Annotated in this window: 17 protein-coding genes and 1 riboswitch; of the genes, 7 read left to right on the top strand and 10 right to left on the bottom strand. The window is 65.7% G+C overall.

Annotated elements, in window-relative coordinates; all coding sequences use genetic code 11:
- Positions 1-24: 24 nt before the first annotated feature.
- Genes GQ651_RS10760 through GQ651_RS10775 form a run of 4 tightly spaced genes read right to left on the bottom strand, consistent with a single transcriptional unit; the run spans position 25 to position 3,719 of the window.
- Positions 25-933, bottom strand: a complete 909-nt coding sequence (locus GQ651_RS10760) for an esterase-like activity of phytase family protein (RefSeq protein WP_160764259.1) — start codon at positions 931-933, stop codon at positions 25-27.
- Positions 909-1,772 carry a penicillin-insensitive murein endopeptidase gene (gene mepA, locus GQ651_RS10765; RefSeq protein WP_160764260.1) on the bottom strand — a complete coding sequence of 288 codons (864 nt, stop codon included), beginning with the start codon at positions 1,770-1,772 and terminating at the stop codon, positions 909-911. The genes GQ651_RS10760 and mepA overlap by 25 nt, the downstream gene beginning before the upstream one ends.
- Positions 1,742-3,106, bottom strand: a complete 1,365-nt coding sequence (locus tag GQ651_RS10770) for an MFS transporter (protein WP_160764261.1) — start codon at positions 3,104-3,106, stop codon at positions 1,742-1,744. Before GQ651_RS10770 ends, mepA begins: the two co-directional genes overlap by 31 nt.
- 46 nt (positions 3,107-3,152) lie before the next feature.
- Positions 3,153-3,719: an acyl-CoA thioesterase gene (locus GQ651_RS10775; RefSeq protein WP_160764262.1), complete on the bottom strand. Its 567-nt coding sequence runs from the start codon at positions 3,717-3,719 to the stop codon at positions 3,153-3,155.
- 129 nt (positions 3,720-3,848) lie between these two features.
- On the opposite strand from GQ651_RS10775, the gene GQ651_RS10780 reads away from it, so the two are divergent.
- The gene (locus GQ651_RS10780) at positions 3,849-4,133 is read left to right on the top strand and encodes a YggT family protein (protein ID WP_160764263.1); all 285 of its coding nucleotides are present in this window, start codon (positions 3,849-3,851) and stop codon (positions 4,131-4,133) included.
- Between the two features lie 4 nt (positions 4,134-4,137).
- Here GQ651_RS10780 and GQ651_RS10785 read toward each other — a convergent pair whose 3' ends face one another.
- The 3 genes from GQ651_RS10785 to thiB are packed head-to-tail and all read right to left on the bottom strand — an operon-like array spanning position 4,138 to position 7,341.
- Positions 4,138-4,824, bottom strand: coding sequence for a thiamine ABC transporter ATP-binding protein (locus tag GQ651_RS10785; protein WP_160764264.1), 687 nt, complete (start codon positions 4,822-4,824; stop codon positions 4,138-4,140).
- A complete protein-coding gene (locus tag GQ651_RS10790; protein WP_160764265.1) occupies positions 4,811-6,379 on the bottom strand; it encodes a thiamine/thiamine pyrophosphate ABC transporter permease ThiP in 1,569 nt (522 codons plus the stop codon). The genes GQ651_RS10785 and GQ651_RS10790 overlap by 14 nt, the downstream gene beginning before the upstream one ends.
- A complete protein-coding gene (gene thiB / locus GQ651_RS10795) occupies positions 6,355-7,341 on the bottom strand; it encodes a thiamine ABC transporter substrate binding subunit (protein WP_160764266.1) in 987 nt (328 codons plus the stop codon). Before thiB ends, GQ651_RS10790 begins: the two co-directional genes overlap by 25 nt.
- Before the next feature lie 37 nt (positions 7,342-7,378).
- Positions 7,379-7,484, bottom strand: a riboswitch (TPP riboswitch).
- A gap of 163 nt (positions 7,485-7,647) precedes the next feature.
- Between thiB and aroC the strand changes: the two genes are divergently transcribed.
- Both aroC and GQ651_RS10805 read left to right on the top strand, forming a co-directional pair.
- Positions 7,648-8,748 carry a chorismate synthase gene (gene aroC, locus GQ651_RS10800; protein WP_160764267.1) on the top strand — a complete coding sequence of 367 codons (1,101 nt, stop codon included), beginning with the start codon at positions 7,648-7,650 and terminating at the stop codon, positions 8,746-8,748.
- Complete coding sequence (locus tag GQ651_RS10805; RefSeq protein WP_160764268.1) at positions 8,732-9,388, top strand: HD domain-containing protein; 657 nt, start codon at positions 8,732-8,734, stop codon at positions 9,386-9,388. The genes aroC and GQ651_RS10805 overlap by 17 nt, the downstream gene beginning before the upstream one ends.
- Before the next feature lie 11 nt (positions 9,389-9,399).
- Here GQ651_RS10805 and GQ651_RS10810 read toward each other — a convergent pair whose 3' ends face one another.
- The 3 genes from GQ651_RS10810 to GQ651_RS10820 are packed head-to-tail and all read right to left on the bottom strand — an operon-like array spanning position 9,400 to position 11,455.
- Positions 9,400-9,810 (bottom strand): thioredoxin family protein, encoded by a 411-nt coding sequence (locus GQ651_RS10810; protein WP_160764269.1) that lies wholly within the window; start codon positions 9,808-9,810, stop codon positions 9,400-9,402.
- A gap of 11 nt (positions 9,811-9,821) precedes the next feature.
- Positions 9,822-10,535, bottom strand: a complete 714-nt coding sequence (locus GQ651_RS10815) for a cytochrome c biogenesis CcdA family protein (RefSeq protein WP_160764270.1) — start codon at positions 10,533-10,535, stop codon at positions 9,822-9,824.
- 47 nt (positions 10,536-10,582) lie between these two features.
- A complete protein-coding gene (locus GQ651_RS10820; protein WP_160764271.1) occupies positions 10,583-11,455 on the bottom strand; it encodes a DMT family transporter in 873 nt (290 codons plus the stop codon).
- A 149-nt stretch (positions 11,456-11,604) separates the two neighbouring features.
- On the opposite strand from GQ651_RS10820, the gene GQ651_RS10825 reads away from it, so the two are divergent.
- Genes GQ651_RS10825 through GQ651_RS10840 form a run of 4 tightly spaced genes read left to right on the top strand, consistent with a single transcriptional unit; the run spans position 11,605 to position 15,855 of the window.
- A complete protein-coding gene (locus GQ651_RS10825) occupies positions 11,605-12,498 on the top strand; it encodes a PfkB family carbohydrate kinase (RefSeq protein ID WP_160764272.1) in 894 nt (297 codons plus the stop codon).
- Positions 12,495-13,877, top strand: a complete 1,383-nt coding sequence (locus GQ651_RS10830) for an L-fucose/L-arabinose isomerase family protein (protein WP_160764273.1) — start codon at positions 12,495-12,497, stop codon at positions 13,875-13,877. The genes GQ651_RS10825 and GQ651_RS10830 overlap by 4 nt, the downstream gene beginning before the upstream one ends.
- A gap of 6 nt (positions 13,878-13,883) precedes the next feature.
- Positions 13,884-14,885 carry a hydroxyectoine utilization dehydratase EutB gene (gene eutB / locus GQ651_RS10835; RefSeq protein WP_160764274.1) on the top strand — a complete coding sequence of 334 codons (1,002 nt, stop codon included), beginning with the start codon at positions 13,884-13,886 and terminating at the stop codon, positions 14,883-14,885.
- Entirely contained in the window at positions 14,875-15,855 is a 981-nt protein-coding gene (locus tag GQ651_RS10840) for a cyclodeaminase (protein WP_160764275.1), read from the top strand. The genes eutB and GQ651_RS10840 overlap by 11 nt, the downstream gene beginning before the upstream one ends.
- Positions 15,856-15,921 lie beyond the last annotated feature (66 nt).

The raw sequence follows: 15,921 nt of genomic DNA on the forward strand, positions 1-15,921 counted from the left end.
CCGTTCGCGAGGCAGGCGGCGCGTTTAGCCCTCGGGGCTTTCGGCGTCAATGGGCTCGGGCGGTGCCGGCGTCAGCCTGAAATCGACCCATTCGGTCGGCGTGTTCAGATCGCCGTTATTGTCCGAGACCGCCGTCATCATCAGCGTGTCGCCGTCGCGCCAGAGCGCCAGCCCTTCTAGATTGCCGAAATCGCCACGCTGGCTGGTCCAGAGGACGCGGTCCTCGGACCCGTCGAGGCGGACGCGCCTGAGGCGGCTTTGCCACCAGAAGCCCATGACGAGCTTGCGTTCGAGCAGGTACAGATCGCCGTTTTCGTCGAAATCCGCCCCGACGATGCTGAAAAGGTCGTTTTCCGGGAGCGTGCCGTCGATCACCCAGCCGCCGGAGGATAGCCGGTAGATCGGAAAGCCGTTGGGCAAAGGTTTTTCGGAAAAGGTATAGACGTCGCCCTCGGGTGAAATGGCGGTCGCTTCAAGCTGCCAGTTCTCGGCGTGATCGTAGAATGTCGGATGGTCTTTGATGTGCGAGGCAGGGCCGCCGAGACCCTGATCGTATCTCCAGACATGCGCCCATCGTTCGAACGACACCCATACTGTGCCGTCGGGGGCGATGGCGAGGCCCTCGGAATCCGACCAGTCGCCCACGCGCCGGGCAGCGACCGGGAACCCCTCCGGCCCGAGGATCGGGGCCAGAGTGTCGACGGCGACCTCCACGATCCCGCCGCCCGTCCTGACAAGGCGTCCGGTCATCCAGAAGCCGCGGTCGCCGATAGCGGTGAAGACGGTGCCTGTCTCGTCCAGCTCAAGCCCCGAGACACCCTCGATGATCTCGGTATCCCAGAGGTAGCGGGCCACGGGTTCGGCGGTATCCGCCCATCCGGCTGTTGCCGCAGCCGTGGTGACCAATATCAGCGGGACAGGATTTTCGCGCATTGCTGCGGCAGGTCGGCCAGGACCAGCTCTCGTCTGGGTGTGGGCGCTGGGGCGTTCGGGTCGGGCGGCGGCGGGTTCAGGATATTCGCAACCCACTGTTCGGCATCGGCACATCCGTCCCCGGCGGGGGGCGGCGCCTGATCCGTGCAGCCCCGCGCGCCATCGGGGCAGGCGAGGCGCACGTGGAAATGATAGTGATGTCCCCACCAGGGCCGGATCTTGTTCAGCCATGACCGGTCGCCCGTGGCATCCCGGCACATCTGCACCTTGGCGCCTGGGAAGACGAAGATGCGGGCGACGGCCGGGTCCTCTGCCGCGCGTTGCAGTATTCGGTGATGGGCGGCAGTCCAGTCGCTGTTGACGTAGGCGCCTTTGGCCCGCTGCATGGAAATGGACGAGATGTTTTCGCGCGCATTCCGGCTGAGCCGAAGGTTATCTGCAGGCAGCATCCAGATGTCGATATCCAGACCCATCTGGTGCGACGCGTGCCCCGACAGCATCGGTCCGCCGCGCGGTTGCGAGATATCTCCGATGTAGAGCCCGTTCCACCCAGGCTGCCGCGCTGCATAGGAAGAAAGGCGTTCGACGAAACGGATTGCCTCGGGATGCCCCCAGTTCCGGTTCCGGCTGAGGCGCATGGCTTGCCATGTCGGCCCCGTTTCGGCCAGTTCCTCGGCGCCTGCAATGCAGCCCTTGGAATAGCTGCCGAAGGGCGCGGGCTTGTGTCGTGACGCGCTGTGCTCGGAGCCGAAGAGCTCTTTGGCAAGCGGCTCGGCGGCCACCGGTGTCAGGGATAGGGAAAGGGCCGCTAGGAAAGCGGCGAAGTGTCTTTTGACCATGCTTCTGCTCGATCTCCGTCGGGTTTTACCCAGCGTAGCAGAAGGAGGCCGATAAGGAACAAAAAGATGAGGGGAGAGACGCCGATCTGCTGACTTTCGCTTGCCAGCGTCACAAAGCCGATCAGAAGCGGTGCGAGCCACGATGTGGATTTGCCGGCCAGCGCGTAGAGGCCGAAAGCCTCGGTCATGCGCTCGGGATTGGCCTGCCGGACCATCATCGTACGGCTCGCCGATTGAAGGACGCCGCCGGCTGCGCCGATCAGCGCGCCGAGGACGTAGAACGCGATGTCCGGCAGGCGTGAGCCTTCGGTGACCGCGACGCCGAAGACGCTGTCGCGCGAGATGAAGACGATACAGATCGCAACTGCCGTCAGGACGAGGATCGCAACCGTCAGCACGGGCTTGGGACCGAACGCGCTGTCCGCTCTCCCGCCCAGCCACGCAAAGATTGCGCCGGTAATGATGGCGAGGATGCCGAAGATGCCCACGTCTACCGCACTCCAGCCCAGGACACCGGCAGCGTAGAGCCCGCCGAAGGTGTACATGCCGTTCAGCGCGTCGCGGTAGAACATGGACGACCCGAGATAGGCGAAAAGGCTGGGATGCTGGGGCAGCGTGCGGATCGTTCCACCCAGTTCCCGCAGCGCGTTTTTCACGGCGCCCGCGACGGGCTTTACCGGGCGCGGATCTCGGACGAACAGGAAGAACGGGATCATGAAGACCACGAACCAGATCGCAGTTAGCGGTCCGACAAAGCGCGTGCCTTCACGCGCCTCCGGGTCCAGTCCGAAGGGCGGGGTCAGCCCGACAAAGGTGGTGCCTGCCGCACTTTCCGCGAAAAAGACCAGCATGATGACCAACGCGATAAGCCCGCCGACGTAGCCAAAGGCCCAGCCATTTCCCGAGATCCGCCCCAGCACCTCGGGCGGACCAAGATCGGGGAGCATCGAATTGGTGAAGATCGTTGCAAACTCCATTCCTATCAGGCCGATGGCAAAGAAGACGAGGACGAGGACAAGGTTGAAATCGTCCGGCGCGGCGATCCAGATTCCCGCACTGCCGATCACGTAGAGAAGCGAGAAGAGCCAGATCCAGCGCATCCGTGAACCGGAGGAATCCGCGATAGCGCCGAGTATGGGTGCAAGAATCGCAATGACCAGTCCGGCCAGTCCCACTCCGATACCCCAGGCCGTTTGAGCGGCTGCGCCGTCTTCCAGGATCTCCTTCACGTAGGGACCGAAAATGAAGGTCAGGAGGAGGGTGTTATAGGGTTGGCTGGCCCAGTCGAAGAAATACCAGCCCCAAATGCGCTTCCGCGCAGTCTTTTCGTCCATCGCCTGGTCCCCTCGTCCCCTTGGGAACCGTTAGAGCAAGCAAATGTCAGGCGCGCAACAATTCCCGTGATGGGGTCAGGTCATCCTGCATAGGCGGCCAGGGGCGCATCGTCTCGGCCTGGTCCCAGTGGCGCGCCCAGTCGGGCAGTTGCGGGATGGTCTCGGTGAAGCCCAAAGCCTCGATCACCTCGTCGGTCGGGACGATGCCCTTGCCGGTGGTGATCGCCGCGCGCAGAAGACCATGGGCGCAGCATTCGTCGCCCCGGAAGATGCCCTGCTCGATATAGAAGAACCGCCCGTCCACGCCGACCGAGCGACTGCGGAGCTCCAGCTTCTGGAACAGTGTGATCCGCCGGCGATAGCGGATCGAGGATCCGGCGATCGTGCCGTACCAGCCCGCCTTCGTCATCGGCCCCAGAACACCCATGCGCTGAAACATCGGCACGCGGCCGAGGTCGAAAAGCGTGATGATGCGCCCGTTGTTCATCTCCATCTGAATGTCGATGTCCTGCGGCATACAATAGAGCGGGGTGACATGCGTTTCGCCGGGCTGAAGCGCAGGCATCCTGTGGGCGCGGATCATCTCACGGGCAAATCGGAACCATGGGTACATGTGGGCGACTCCTTTCCGCCCGATGTGGCATAGCTGACGTGAACGTCAACCTGGACGCTGCGGCAACCAGAGCTTGTCTTGGCGACACTCCGACCTTAGGTGTCCCAAAACGCTTGATCGGGGTCGCCCATGCAATCTGTCGCGCAAATTCTTCTGCTGGTTCTGGACGTGGCGTGGTTCATCATGATCGTCCACATCATCATGTCCTGGCTGATCAATTTCCAGGTGCTGAACCTGTACCAACCGTTGGTGCGCCAGATCTGGGATGGCCTGAACCGTCTGCTTGAGCCGATCTACGGGCCGATCCGCCGCTTCATGCCGAATACGGGTGGGCTGGACCTTGCACCTCTGGTGGCGCTGATCGCCGTCTATGCGATCCGGATCGTCATCATCAACAACCTGCTCTACGCCTGACCTCTCACGCCAGATAGGCGCTGACGGCGGCGCTGGGCGCATCGAAGAATCGGTTCACGTCAACCGGCGCCTCGGCGCGTCCGCCATCCACGAAGATCACCTGTCCGGCGCTGCGCCGTGCCTCGTCAGGGTCGTGCGTGACCATCAGGATGGTGGCCCCCGGAAGAAGCTCGACCAGAAGGTCGAACATCTGACGCCTGAGCGACGGGCCGAGGGCAGCGAAAGGCTCGTCCAACAGGACCACCGGTCTTGCCGTCAGCAGAAGACGCGCCAGCGCCGCTCGGCTTTGCTGTCCGCCGGAGAGTGCGCCGGGTTTCTTGGCGGTGTGCTCGGTCAGGCCGACCCGCTCAAGCGCCTCGCGCGCGCGCTTCTGTGCGGCGGAGGACGGTCGCGCGACCGGCTCTATCCCGAGTGCGACGTTGGTCAGCACGTCGAGATGGGGGAAAAGGTTGCCGTCCTGAAACAGCATCGCGACGGGCCGGTCGGATGGTGGAAGGGGCGTGATGTCGGTGCCATCGTGCAGGATGCGCCCCGCGTCCGGCATCTCGAACCCTGCGATCAGCGAAAGAAGCGTCGACTTGCCTCCGCCGGAGGGGCCGATGATCGCCGTGCGCGAGCCGGGCGCGAGTGAGAGGTCGGCGGTCAGCGAAAAGCCGTCGCGGGTGAAGGTCACGTCCTCAAGCGTCAGCATCAACGCGGCCTCCTCGATCGAAGAGCCAGAACAGAGCGAAACTGACCAGCATCAGCAAAAGGGCTGCGCCGGCAGCATCCTCCATCCGGTAAGCGCCCATCAGCCGATAGACCTGCAGGGGCAGCGTCGCGGTGTCGCTGTCCGCGAACAGTGCGATCACGCCCAGATCGCCCATGGACAGGGCGGCGGCCACACCCGCCGAAAACCCAAGGGGGCGGGCAAGACGCGGAAGCTCGACCAGCCTGAGCCGCGCCCAGCCTTTCAGCCCGAGTGAGGCAGCAAGACGGCCGTGGTCCGCCTCGATCTTCTGCCAGGCGGGCAGGACGGCCCGGAGCGCGAATGGGACGGTGACGATGGCATTGACCAGCGCAGTGACCGGCAGGGCAAGGCGCGTCGGGTCCGCGAAGGGAAAGACAAGGATGAAGAGCCCGGTGCCAAGGACGAGGGGCGACGCCGCGATGGCCAGCAGCGCCGCGCCTTCGATGGGCCGGGCGAGCGAGCGGCGGCGGACGGCTGCGCGTGCCATGGCCAGCGTCAGCGCGACCACCAACAAGGTCGAGGCCGCCGCAACTCCGAGCGAGCGGATCGCGGACCACCAGACGACGTCCGGAAGCGATATTAGCGCCGGAAGCCCGGCGATGAGAACGGCGGCAAGCGGCAGGATCAGGAACAGCGCGGCGAGACAGATGGCGACACTGTCGGCGGTCCGGGTCATTGCCCCTTTGCCGTCCCAGCGGCGTGTCGGCCGGTCGAGCCCCGCGCCAAACCCGGCATGGCCGACGAAGGACAGGGCGAAAAGCGCGGCCGCCCCGGTCAGACCAAGCTGGATCGCGGAGAGAAGCGCGGCGCGTCCGAGGTCGAATTCGAAGCTCACCGCCTGGTAGATGGCCAGTTCAACAGTCGTGGCGCGGGGGCCGCCGCCGAGGGTCAAGGCGACGGCGAAACTGGTGGTCGAGATGACGAAGATCACCAGAAGCGCGCCGGGTGCGGTGCGGGCCAGCATCGGCAGCTCGATATGGCGGAAGATCGCGCCCGGACCCATGCCGAGAGAGGCGGCAAGACGCAGACGCTCGGAAGGCACGTCGAGCCAGCCTTGCAGGAACAGCCGCGTGGCCAGTGGAAGGTTGAAGAAGACATGGGCAAGGACGACGCCCCAAAGTCCGTAGATCGAGACAGGCTCGAAACCCAATGCCACCAGCCCCGCGTTCAGAACGCCACCGCGTCCGAAGATCGCCAAGAGGCCGAAGATCGCCACAATGGTGGGCAACAGAAACGGTGCGCCCAGAAGCGCCACCAGAAGGCTGCGCCCGGCAAAGCGGCGGCGCGCCAGCGCGCGGGCGACCGGAACGGCGAGCGCGACGCTAAAGAGCGCCGACAGGGCCGCCTGCAGCAAGGTGAAGCGGATCGCGGCCCAATCGCCGGGCCCAAGCCCGCTCGCCCCGGTCGCTTTCGTTAGGACAGCGCCGCCCGTCACGAGGATCAGGGCGGGAATCGCCGCGGCGGCGAGTAGCCCCGCGGCGACCGTACCGGTCAGCGGCTGAGCGCGCTCAGCCATTCGTCCAGAGCCTCGCCACGAATGGCGGCGGCCTCGTCAGCAGGGTAGAGAAGCGCACGGTCGGGCTCGATCAGGGTCTCGAAACCGTCCGGCAGGCCTTCTTCCGGAACCGCGGCAGGGTACATCCAGTTCGTCGTCGGAATGACCGACTGGAAGCCGTCAGTCAGCATGAAGGCCAGGAAGGCGTCGGCCAGCTCGGGCTGATCGGTCGACGCGAGTTTTCCGGCGACCTCGACCTGCATGTAATGGCCCTCGGTGAAGGCGGCGGCAGTCTTGGTTTCGTCCTCTTCCGCGATCAGGTGATAGGCGGGCGAGGTGGTGTAGGACAGGACCATGTCGGCCTCGCCTTCCAGGAACAGGCCATAGGCTTCGGACCAGCCGGGGGTCACGGTGACGATATTGTCCGACAGGTCCTGCCAGATTCCGGCAGCATCATCGCCATAGGCGGCCTTGACCCAGAGGAGCAGGCCCAGACCGGGCGTCGAGGAGCGCGGGTCCTGAATGACGATCGAATAGTCGCTGGCCGCAAGCTCGCGGAAGTCGCGCGGTGCGTTCTCGAGGCCGGTGTCGTGGACGAAAGCGAAATAGCCCCAGTCGAAAGGCAGGAACTCGGCATCGTCCCAGGCGATGGGCAGGTCAAGCGCGGGGGCGTCGATGCCGTGGGGCGCGAAGAGACCCGTCTCGCGGGCGGCGGCGGTCAGGTTGGTGTCGAGGCCGAGGACGATATCCGCGTCGCTCCGCGCACCCTCGAGCCGGATACGTGCAAGCAGCGCCGCGCCGTCCCCGGCGGCCACGAATTCGAGATCGCAGGCGCAGGTCGCTTCGAACGTCTCTTCGATAATGGGGCCGGGGCCCCAGTCGCTGACGAAACTGTCATAGGTGTAGACGGTCAGAACGGGCGTGTCCTGCGCTGCCGCGCCGGTGGCTGCCAGAAGTCCTGCCGCAAGGATGGGATAAAGCATCTCATGTCTCCTTTGCTGCCGGACGGGGGGTAAGGAGTGCGAGTTGCTCGACCTTCCCTCCGCCGGTGTTAACCGGTTCAGGTTCAACGGGTTCGCGCATATGCGCATCTCAGCTCCGGTTTGGAGCACCCCGAGGTGAGGAGAGATCTAGCGCCTGCGGCCGGTGCCGACAAGGGGGCTCTGCCCCCCTTGGCCTCCGGCCAATTCCCCCCGGGATTTTCCGGACCCAAAGAAGGGGCGGGCGGGGCGCTTTTCCTTCCGGGCTGCAGCGGATATGAGCGGGGAGGCGCGCTGAGGGAGAGACGCATGAGCCTGAACAGCTACGGACATGTATTCCGGGTGACGACCTGGGGTGAAAGCCACGGACCGGCCCTGGGTGCGACCGTCGATGGCTGCCCGCCGGGCGTTCGGCTCGCCGAGGCGGATATCCAGACATGGCTCGACAAGCGGAAACCCGGCCAGAACAAGTACACGACGCAGCGCCGCGAGGCCGACGAGGTAGAGATCCTGTCGGGCGTTTTCGAAGGCAGGACAACCGGCACGCCGATCCAGCTGATGATCCGGAACACCGACCAGCGGTCGAAGGACTATGGTGACATCGCGGAGAAGTTCCGGCCCGGCCATGCCGACATCACCTACTGGCAGAAATACGGCATTCGCGACTATCGGGGCGGCGGGCGTTCGTCGGCGCGCGAGACCGCGGCGCGGGTGGCGGCAGGTGGCGTCGCGCGGGCGGCGCTGGCGCATGTTGCGCCGGACGTGCGGATTACCGGGTACATGGTCGCGATGGGCGACAAGGATATCGACCGGGCGCGGTTCGACTGGGACGAGATCGGTCGCAACCCTTTCTGGATTCCCGATGCGGGGTCGGTCGAGCTTTGGGCGGATTACCTGGATGCGCTTCGGAAATCCGGCTCATCGGTGGGCGCGATGATCGAAGTTACCGTCCGTGGGTGTCCGCCGGGCATCGGTGCGCCGGTCTATGGCAAGCTCGACACCGATCTTGCCGCCGCGATGATGTCGATCAACGCGGTCAAGGGCGTCGAGATCGGCGAAGGCATGGCGGCTGCGCGGCTCCGCGGGGAGGAGAACGCCGACGAGATCTCGATGGGTCCCGACGGGCCGGTCTATTCGTCCAACCATTCGGGTGGCATTCTGGGCGGGATATCGACCGGGCAGGACATCGTCGTCCGGTTCGCGGTCAAGCCGACGTCGTCGATCCTGACGCCACGCAAGACGATCACGAAGGCGGGCGAGGCGGCCGAGATCATCACCAAGGGCCGGCACGACCCCTGCGTCGGCATCCGCGCGGTCCCGGTGGCCGAGGCCATGGCCGCGGCGGTGGTTCTGGACCACATCCTGCTGGACCGGGCGCAGACCGGTGGGGTCCGTGGTCCTATCGGATAGATTTCCTGCCGCGTTCGGGGATCTGGCCGAGCGACTGCTGACGCATCTGCCGGAGGGGGACGCGGCCCATGACCGGGGCCACGTCCTGAGAGTCTGGTCGCTTTGCCGGACGATTGCCGAGGGCGAGGGACGGATGCCGGACCGGGCGCTTCTGGCCGCTGCGCTTCTCCATGACCTCGTTGCTTTGCCGAAGGACCACCCGGACAGAAAGCGTGCCTCGACCCTCTCCGCCGAGGCGGCGCGGCCCATCCTTGCAGCAGAAGGGTTGTCAGGGTCGGAGATCAACGAGGCCTCTCATGCGATCGCGGCGCATAGTTATTCAGCCGGGATCGAGCCTTTGACAGACGCCGCGCGCATCCTGCGCGACGCCGACCGGATCGAGGCCCTGGGGGCGATCGGGATCGCGCGGACCTTCGCCGTGTCGGGGTCTCTGGGTCGGCCTCTCTGGGATGCGGGTGATCCTTTCGCGGCTGCGCGACCGCTGGATGACGGCGCGTTCGGTCTGGACCATTTCGAAGTCAAACTTTTGGGCCTTGCTGACGCCATGCTGACCGAAACGGGCCGCCGTATCGCCCGCGCACGCACCGAGGTGATGCGCGGGTTTCTGGACGACCTCAGGGCCGAACTGGAGCCGAAATGAGCTGACCGGCGTCAGGCGGTCGCCGCCGCCAGACCGGCATCCATGAGGGCCTTGATCTCGGCCCGGCGGGTGCTGGCGACGATGCGCCCGATCTCCTGATCACCGTGGAGAACGACCAGCGTCGAACGGCGCGGGATCTTCAGGTCATGGGCCAGACGCGAGCTGGCGTGCTTGTCCCAGTCGACGGCGATGAAGGTCATGTTCGCCTCATAGGCCGGGTTCTCGGACTTGAGCTTGCGGATGGCGGCGGCCTGCGCGCGGCAGGTCGTGCACCAGTCGGTGTAGAAATCAAGGAAGACGGTGCGGCCGGCGGCAAGCTCGGCCTCGACCAGACCTTTGCGATAGGCGGTGCCGGTGGCGGCAAGGGCGGGAGTGGCGAGCGTGGCGGCGGCGGCGGTGGCAAGGAAGTGACGGCGTTTCATGTGAGACCTCATCAGATCGAGACGGAAAGTTCGGTGAACCATGCGGGCAGGGTGTCCAGCACCCAGATTTCGGCGGCGTGGTGCCATTTGAGCAGGATGCCGGTTCCCACGAGGATGAAGGCGGCGCCCATTACGGGGCGCGATGCGCGGGCGATGCGCATCATCAGGTCCCGGTGACGGCTGAGGAGGGATTGCGCACCATAGGCCAGAGCGAGGATTACGGTCGAGACGCCAAGCGCGAAGGCGACCATGATCGCGCCCGCCAGCGTCAGGCTTTCGCCCTGGCTGGCCAGCGAGATCGCGCCGCCGAGGGTCGGGCCGATGCAGGGGCTCCAGACCGCGCCAAGAAGCATTCCGCCCACGAACTGGCCCGACAGACCCTCGGTGCCGACCCGGTCCATGGCGGCATCTGCGCGCGATCCGGCACCGGCGGTTGCGGTGGCGAAGCGGGCGGAAAAGGCGGGGACCAGCAGGATCGCGCCAAAGCCGATCATCAGGACGGCGGCGGCGTTAGAGACGGTTTCCTCGGTCAGGCCAAGGCTCCGACCGGCGGCAGAGACCAGAAGACCGAGCGCCACGAAGCTGACGCTCATCCCCGCGGCCAGCGCCAGCGGACCCGCGCGACCGGCCTGAAGAGCTGTCGCCAGCACGATCGGCAGGATCGGCAGGACGCAGGGGTTGATCAGCGTCAGAAGCCCGGCGGCGTATCCAAGGACGATATCCATGCCGCCTTATGGAGGCTGGATATGCTCTCTGTCATGTCACAAGCGCGTCAGGACCGCGTGCTGACCTTGGACAGTTGCACGGCCAGAATGCCTGCCGTGATGATCGCCACGCCGAGGATGTCGAGCGGTCCCAGCGCTTCGCCCAGAAAAAGCGCGGCGATGGCGACGCCGAGGAACGGGTTGAGAAAGTGGAACGTCGCGGCACGCACCGTGCCGATCCGGCGCACCAGCAGGAACCACGTGAAGGTGGCGGCGAGACCGGGAATGAAGATCGTGTAGGTGAACGCGATGGTCAGCGACCATGTCGGTGTGATCACCCATTCCTCCAGCAAAAGCGCGGGGACGACGAGCGCGGCCGAACCGATCAGCATTTGCAGACCGACGATCATAAGGACGTTGCCGCCCGAGGACGCGCCCCGCAGCGCCAGAGTGGCGAAGGTCAGGGCCAGCACACCCAGTCCGCACAGCATGACGCCGAAGGGATCGACCCCGGCAGAAAGCCGCGACCCCATGATGATGGCGACTCCTGCAAAGCCCGCAACAAGCCCGGCCACGCCCATCGGGGGCAGCCGGTCGCCCGAGATCAACCACCCTGAGAGCGCGACCCAGAGTGGCAGGGACGAGGCGATGATCGCGGCAAGCGACGCCTCCACGGTCTGCATCGCAACGAAATAGAGACCCAGATAAAGCGCGTTCTGGCAGATTCCGAAGACGATCGTCAGGCGCCATTGCTCGCGCGTGAGTTGCCATGTCTGACCGAGGGCTCGGGCGATGGCGACGGCGATGATGCCTGCGATCAGGAAGCGGACCGACAGGGCCGCAAGGGGCGGCGCATGGGCGACGATCACCCTGACCGATGTGAAGGCCGATGACCACATGAGCGCGAAGGCCAGCCCCATGAAGATAGCGCGAATATCCAACCGTCTGCGTCCCGGGTGTGTTTTGGCGGCAGAGGGTCAGATACCGTGCGGAAGATCAAGACACAGAGCGTCTGTTGGCGGGCATTAGTTGAGTGCAGACGAGGAAGCCGTCCTTGGGTTAGGCTGAAATGGACTGCTAGGATTGCAAGATGACCGACGTTCTCATCGCTGGGGTTGCCGTGGCCGACATCGTGATGCGGGTCGCTGAGCTGCCGAGGACCGCCGAGAAATATCGGGCCGAGGATGCCGTGGTGACCGTTGGCGGATGCGCGGCGAATGCCGCCATCGGCGTGGCCCGGCATGGGGGGGTGGCGCGGCTGGCGGCGCGGCTTGGGGGCGACCTTGTGGGCGCCATGATCGCGCAAGAACTCCGGCAGGAAGGTGTCGATCTGTCCCTGTGCAATATCCGCCCGGATGCGCTGTCCTCGTTCTCCTCGATCTATATCGACGGGACCGGTGAGCGGCAGATCATGAATTTCAGGGGCCGCAATCTTGCCCCCAGTATCGACCTTTCGGAGGCCACGCCCGCCGGGGCCGTCCTGACCGACAACCGCTGGAGCGTGCTCACCGCCGAAGCCATCGCTGCAGGGCGCCGCTGGTCGGTGCCGGCGGTCGTCGATGCCGAGGCGCCGTTCGATGCGGATGCGGTGCGGGGGGCCAGCCATATCGTCTTTTCGATGCAGGGACTTCGCGAGTTCGAGCCGTCACTGCCGGTCGACGCCGCCTTGGAGCGCGCCCGTGCCGAGTTCGCGGCCTGGGTCGCGGTGACCGATGGTCCGAAGGGCGTACGGTACATCGCGCCGGAGGGTATCGGGCATGTTCCGTCCTTCCCTGTGAAGGCGGTCGATACGCTCGGGGCCGGAGATATCTGGCACGGGGTCTTCGCGCTTCGCCTGGGGATGGGCGACGACGAGGTCGCCGCCATACGCTACGCCAACGCCGCCGCTGCGCTCAAATGCGCGCGGTTCGGTGGTGTCAAAAGCTGCCCGGATCGCGCGCAGACCGAGGCCTTGTTGTCAGAGGCAGGGGAGGGCGCGACATGACAATTGGCATTCTTCCCGTCGGTCGCGCGACCTTCGATGTTCCCTATGCCGAGGAGCGGCTTGCCAAGATACTGGACCGCATCGCGGCGCTCGGTGAGCCGACGGTCGGCCCGCGATATCTTCTGATGGACGGGGAGGCTGCCCGTTCTGCGATCTCGGATATCGTCTCGGCCGGGGCGGAGCGGCTGCTGATCCTTCAGGTAACTTTCACGGACGCGATCATCGTCGTGGAGGCGGCCGAGACCGGATTGCCTCTGTCCATCTGGGCGCTGCCCGAGCCGCGTGCCGGTGGACGGCTGAGGCTCAATTCCTTCTGCGGACTGAACCTGGCCGGTCATGCGCTCGGGCTGCGCGGCATCGATTTCAACTGGGTGCTGTCCGCGCCGGAAGACATGGATGCCGCCCGGATGAAGCGTCTGTTGTCCGCGCCGGAGGCACAGGGCGGCCCTGCCGCCCGACTGTTCGACGGGGATGTGCAGGATGAGGCGCGACGCGTGGCGGGGGCAGTGTCGGGCAAGCGCATTGCGTGCATCGGGACGCATCCCGACGGTTTCGACACCTGCGCCTATGATGCGGATCGCCTAAGCCGCCTTGCCGGTGTCTCGGTGGATGCGATCCCGCTCGATGACCTCTTCGCCGAGGCGCGCGTGGTCGAGGCCGGACAGGTGGCCGAGCTTCGCGCCAGCGCAGCCGACCGTGTGACTGGCTTGGATGCGGTGGATCAGGTTGAACTCGACCGTTCGCTTCGCCTGCGCGTGGCGCTGGACGGGATATTCGAGCGCGGCGACTACGGCGCCGCAGCCATTCGCTGCTGGCCCGAGACCTTCACGGAATACGGGGGCGCGGTCTGCGGTCCTGCCGCGATGATGGCAGAGGCCAAGCGTCCCTGTGCCTGCGAGGCGGATGTTTATGGCGCGCTGACCCAGATGATCCTGCAGGAGGCGGCGGGCGCTCCTGTCTTCCTGACCGATCTGGTCGATGTGGACGTGGCGGACGACAGTGCGGTCGTCTGGCATTGCGGGCAGGCGCCCCTGTCGATGTGCGACCCCGAGGCCACCGCCGAAGCGACGATCCATACGAACCGCAAGATGCCGCTTCTCTACCAGTTCCCGCTGAAACCCGGGCCCGTCACGCTGATGCGCGTGTCGCAGGCGCGGGGCGAGACCAAGATGGTCCTTGCCGGAGCCGAGATGCTGAGGCGCCCGATGGCCTTTACTGGCACCTCCGGAGTGCTCAGGTTCGAGCGGCCCGCGGGCGCGGTGCTGGCCGACCTGATGGCCTGCGGTCTGGAGCATCACATGGCCATCGCCTACGGCGATCATCGTCCTCTTCTCAGACAGGTTGCCGGGGCGATGGGCCTGCCGGTTCTGGATCTCTGAGCGGCAATGAACATTACCCTGTCGGACATCCATGCAGCGCGAGACCGGATTGCCGGCCTTGCGGACCGGACGCCGCTGGTGCCGTCCGCGATGACGGATGCCTTCGGCGTGGATTTCCTGCTCAAGCTGGAGATTACCCAGCCCATAGGTGCATTCAAGCTCAGAGGCGCGATGAATGCCATTCTGAACCTGCCAAAAGAGACGCCTGGCGTCGTCTGCTGTTCGACCGGCAATCACGGGCGTGGCGTGGCCTATGCGGCGCGCGCGCGTGGTCTCCGCGCGGTGGTCTGCATGTCGCGCCTTGCGCCAGCGGCCAAGGTCAGGGGCGTTCGCGCGCTTGGGGCCGAGGTTCGGATCGTCGGCAACTCGCAGGACGATGCGCAGGCCGAGGCGGAGCGGCTGGTCGCCGCCGAGGGGCTTGTCGATATCTCGCCCTTCGACGCGCCTGATGTGGTCGCGGGGCAGGGGACAATCGGACTGGAACTGTTGGAGCAACGTCCTGATCTGGACACCATCCTCGTCCCGTTGTCGGGCGGAGGTCTGGCCGGGGGTGTCGCCTTCGCCGCAAAAGCGATCCGGCCCGATATAAGGGTGATCGGCGTCAGCATGGACCGGGGCGCGGCGATGCACGCGTCTCTCAAGGCGGGGTATCCCGTAGAGGTGGAAGAGGTGCCGAGCCTCGCCGATAGCCTTGGCGGGGGGATCGGGCTGGGTAACCGTATCTCGTTTCCGCTTTGCCGCGACTATCTGGATGACGTGGTTCTGGTCAGCGAGGACGAGATCTACCACGCGCTTCAGACCGTCTATTACGAAGACCGGATCGTCTGCGAAGGGGCCTGCGTCGTGGGGATCGCCGCCGTGCAGACCGGAAAGGTGCAGCTTTCCGGGCCGACCGCAACGATAATCACCGGGCGCAATCTGGACATGCAGGTTCATGCCGACATCATGGCCGGGCGCGACGTTGCGCTGGGCGACACTACGGTGCGGGGAAGACGCTATGAGCCATGACGTCCATATTCTGACCGAGGCCGAATTGCGCGCGGCGGTGCCGCTCGACCTGGCCGCCGTGGACGTGGTCGAGCGCGCTTTCGCGGCGCTGGCCAGCGGGCGGGTCGTCATGCCGCCGATCCTGTCGATGGAGATCGCCGAAGCGAACGGAGAGGTGGACGTCAAGACGGCCTATATCCCCGGCTTCGACGGTTTCGCGATCAAGGTCAGCCCTGGCTTCTTCGACAATCCGAAACTGGGCCTGCCCAGTCTGAACGGGCTGATGATCCTGTTTTCCGCCCGGACGGGTCTGGTCGAGGCGCTGTTTCTGGACAATGGCTACCTGACAGATGTGCGCACCGCTGCTGCGGGGGCCGTTGCCGCCCGGCATCTTGCGCCCGCCACGGTCGAGTGCGCGGGTGTCATCGGAACGGGCGTTCAGGCGCGGCTTCAGATCGAGGCGGCGCATCTGGTCCGGCCCTTCGAACGTGTGGAAGTCTGGGGCCGCAATACGGTCTCGGCCGAGGGCTGCGCGGCGGATATCTCGGCCCGACTTGGTATTCCGGCCACGTCCCAACCCGATCCGGCCCGGCTGGTGGCGAACAGTCAGCTTGTGGTCACGACGACGCCCGCGCGCGAGCCGGTTTTGCGCGCCGAATGGCTGCACCCCGGTCTACACATCACCGCCATGGGGTCCGATCAGGCGGGAAAGAATGAGATCGACCCACAGGCGCTGGCGGCCGCAGATCTTTATGTCTGCGACCGGGTCGCGCAATGCGAGGTCTCGGGCGAGTTGGAGGCGGCGCACATAGCGGGCGTGCTGGTCGAACCGGTCGAGCTGGGCGATATCGTGGCCGGTGTCGCGCCGGGGCGCACGTCGCCCGAGGCGATCACCATCTGCGATCTGACCGGCACCGGCGCGCAGGACACCGCCATCGCCACCCATGCCCTGTCGCTATCCGGCGGGCGCGGTCAGACGATCCGCTCCTGATCCCTTTTCAAACCGCCTTTTTGGCGCTAGTCAGAACCCGCCCCGCAATAAAGGCATAGCGCGCTG

This window comes from Kangsaoukella pontilimi, assembly GCF_009830125.1.
Taxonomy (GTDB): domain Bacteria; phylum Pseudomonadota; class Alphaproteobacteria; order Rhodobacterales; family Rhodobacteraceae; genus Kangsaoukella; species Kangsaoukella pontilimi.